We start from the raw sequence: 2,563 nt of genomic DNA, 5'->3' as shown, positions 1-2,563 counted from the left end.
GCTTCGTCCTGTTGCGGTTCAAGTCCGGCTCCGGGCACTTCCTGCCCCCGGGTTCCCTGAGTCGTATCCGGGGTTCCCTGATCCGGGGGGTCGGCCTGTCGGGCCGCCCCGTTCCACTCGCCGCGGGGGCGCGCGGCGTATCGCGCCGCGTGCTGGTAGACCTTCGCGCTGCCCCGGTCAGGTGAGGCGGAGGCGGTGGTGGAAGGTGCGCAGGGTGTCACCGATCAGCTCGGTGGGCGAGAGGCGGAAGTGCCAGAGGGTGCCGGGGCGGAGCAGGCCGGCGCCCTGCCGCTCGACGCCCTTCAAGCCCTGGAAGAGGCACATCAGAAGCGGACGGTAGAGGAACTGGACTTCCGGGTCGGCGTCGTCCAGGGCGGCACGGGCGGCCTCGAAGGCGGCGCGGGCCTCGCCGCAGGTCGGTCTCGGGGAGGGGGAGGAAGCCGTCTCGCAGGTCCTCGGCCAGGTCGGCGAGATCGTCCCAGCGCTGGGCGGCGTCGAGGGCCAGTCTCGACGCGGTCTCGTTGCGTGGATGGCGCGGGACGCGGCAGGCGGCGAGCAGCAGGCGGGTGGCCGGCATGTTGCTGCGGTCGACGTTGTCGTGGTGGTCCTGCTCGGTCGCGTAACCCGTCAGCCCCAGTCGGCAGGCCTGCCCCGCCAGACAGTCGTGGACGTCGGCGGGGTCGAGGGGCCGCACCTGCACCGTGTGCAGAAAGGCCCGCAGGAAGGGCTGTTCGGCGCTGCCGGTGGCCAGCCCCCGCCGGACCTGCTCCGCCCAGGCGTGGAAGGCCGCCGGATCGCACCGGCGCATCCGCCAGGCAGTCGGCATGGATGCCCAGGGCGCCCACGGTGAACAGGTGGGGCTGCCAGGCCGGTGGGACCAGGAGGCGAACGGGAGCATAGGCGCCGGGGTACCGGCGGGCCACCACATGTGCTGCCGCGGTGTAGTCGCCGCGCAGTCGGCCGTGGGGGATCCCGGCCAGGTGCAGTGTGCGCTGCCAGGGAGTGGCCCGGGTCAGCAGCTGACGCAGCAGCGGCGGACCGGGCGCGGTCACGACAGCCGGCTCGCACGTTCGGGCTTCGTCGATTCGGCGGTGAGCTGATGCAGGGCGAACCGGGCCGTCTCCCGCAGCCCGTCCCGCAGGGTGGTGCCCAGCTGGGAGGCGATCGCCGTGGGCGGGGAGACACGGCCGCCGACCGCCACGGCCTCGGTGGCGCCGACCGTGTCGGCTGTCTCGGCCCCGCCGACCCTGTCGTACGCGTCGGCCGCGTCCGTCGCCCCCAGATTGCCGAAGCGGCGCCGGCGCTGGTGGAAGAGCTCCATGGCGTGCCGGAAGTGCGAGGCACGGAAGTCGGGCCACAGTACGTCGAGGAAGACGAGCTCGGCGTAGGCGCTGTGCCACAGCAGGAAGTTCGACAGCCGGTACTCGCCCCCGGTGCGCAGCAGCAGGTCCACGTCAGGGAGTTCGGGCAACTGCATGTGCCGGGCGAGGACCTCGGTGGTGATCTGCTCGGCCGGGACCTCCCGGGCGGCCAGGGAGCGTGCGGCCTCGCACAGGTCCTGGCGGCCTCCGTAGTTGAACGCCAGGCTCAGCTGGAGAGTGGTGTTGTCGCGGGTGAGCTCCTCGGCTTCGCGCAGCCTGTTGACCGCCTCTGCGGGCAGGCGGGGGTCCTCACCGCCCAGCAGCCGCAGCCGTACCCCGCGCTTGTGCATGCGCTGGGCCTCCCGACCGATCACATGCTGGGCGAGGAAGCGCACCAGGAAGCCGACCTCTTCAGCCGGGCGTGACCAGTTCTCCGTGGAGAAGGCGAACAGCGACAGCCACTCGACCTTCTCCTCCAGCGCGCTGTCCAGGATCGCTTCGAAGGAAGCCCTGGCGGCCATGTGGCCGTGGGTGCGCTCCAGTCCGCGGTGCTGTGCCCAGCGGCCGTTGCCGTCCATGATGCAGGCGATATGCCTGGGAGGAGTCCTGGGTGTCATCCGCCCTCCAGTGGGCACGCAGAGCAACTGTCCTTGTTCGGAGGGTAGATGCCCGCTGTGGGCGGTCGTATCCCTTCGCCACCGCGCTTCCCCTGATATCGGGACGGGCCGGCCCATGGCAGGCCGACTGCAGCGGATTCTCGGCATGGTGCACGCCTGCCACGCAGCCGCCTCGACGGGGCGGACGACGTGACGGACCGTGCGGCGGAGTCCTGCGGCGGGGCCGGACTCGCCCGCGACGGGACGGAGTTGCACGGGCCGCGGGTCCCTGGCGGGGCGGCGGCCCAGTAGGGTGCGCGGCGTGACCGAGAACCCTTCCCTTCCACGCTCCTTCCGGCTCCTCGTCACGGGGGGAGGCACCGGCGGACACACCTATCCGGCCCTGACCGCGATCAGGACGTTGCAGGCGCGGCTGGCCGCGGACGGCGGAACGCTCGACGTCCTGTGGATCGGCACCCCGCACGGGCTGGAGGCCCGCGTCGCCCCGGCCGAGGGCATTCCGTTCACGACGGTGGCGACGGGCAAGATCCGCCGGGCCGCGAACCCGCTCAAGATGATCAGCCCGGCGAACGTCAAGGACATGGC

At 72.2% G+C, this 2,563-nt stretch carries 3 protein-coding genes and 1 pseudogene; 1 reads left to right on the top strand and 3 read right to left on the bottom strand.

What is annotated here, in order from left to right; translation table 11 throughout:
• Positions 1–177: 177 nt before the first annotated feature.
• The 3 genes and pseudogenes from ACFXIV_RS47760 to uppS all read right to left on the bottom strand — a co-directional run bounded on the left by ACFXIV_RS47760 (position 178) and on the right by uppS (position 1,978).
• Positions 178–324, bottom strand: coding sequence for a hypothetical protein (locus ACFXIV_RS47760; protein WP_379421519.1), 147 nt, complete (start codon positions 322–324; stop codon positions 178–180).
• A 94-nt stretch (positions 325–418) separates the two neighbouring features.
• Positions 419–808 (bottom strand): annotated as a pseudogene (locus ACFXIV_RS47755) (squalene/phytoene synthase family protein); the annotation flags it as partial.
• Positions 809–1,048: 240 nt separating this feature from the next.
• Positions 1,049–1,978 (bottom strand): polyprenyl diphosphate synthase, encoded by a 930-nt coding sequence (gene uppS, locus ACFXIV_RS47750; protein WP_379421518.1) that lies wholly within the window; start codon positions 1,976–1,978, stop codon positions 1,049–1,051.
• Between the two features lie 301 nt (positions 1,979–2,279).
• Between uppS and ACFXIV_RS47745 the strand changes: the two genes are divergently transcribed.
• The coding region (locus ACFXIV_RS47745; protein WP_379421517.1) for a glycosyltransferase at positions 2,280–2,563 on the top strand (284 nt) is incomplete at its 3' end.

Origin of the sequence: Nocardia sp. NPDC059236 (genome assembly GCF_042754085.1) — a bacterium.
Lineage (GTDB): Bacteria > Actinomycetota > Actinomycetes > Mycobacteriales > Mycobacteriaceae > Nocardia.
Note: the sequence above shows the minus strand (reverse complement) of the source record. Positions and strands in the feature narration are given on the sequence as shown.

What these genes read in the sequence shown, in the direction of transcription:
- ACFXIV_RS47760 (WP_379421519.1), bottom strand. Translation starts at nt 324, where the DNA reads ATGTGCCTCTTCCAGGGCTTGAAGGGCGTCGAGCGGCAGGGCGCCGGC.
- uppS (WP_379421518.1), bottom strand. Translation starts at nt 1,978, where the DNA reads ATGACACCCAGGACTCCTCCCAGGCATATCGCCTGCATCATGGACGGC.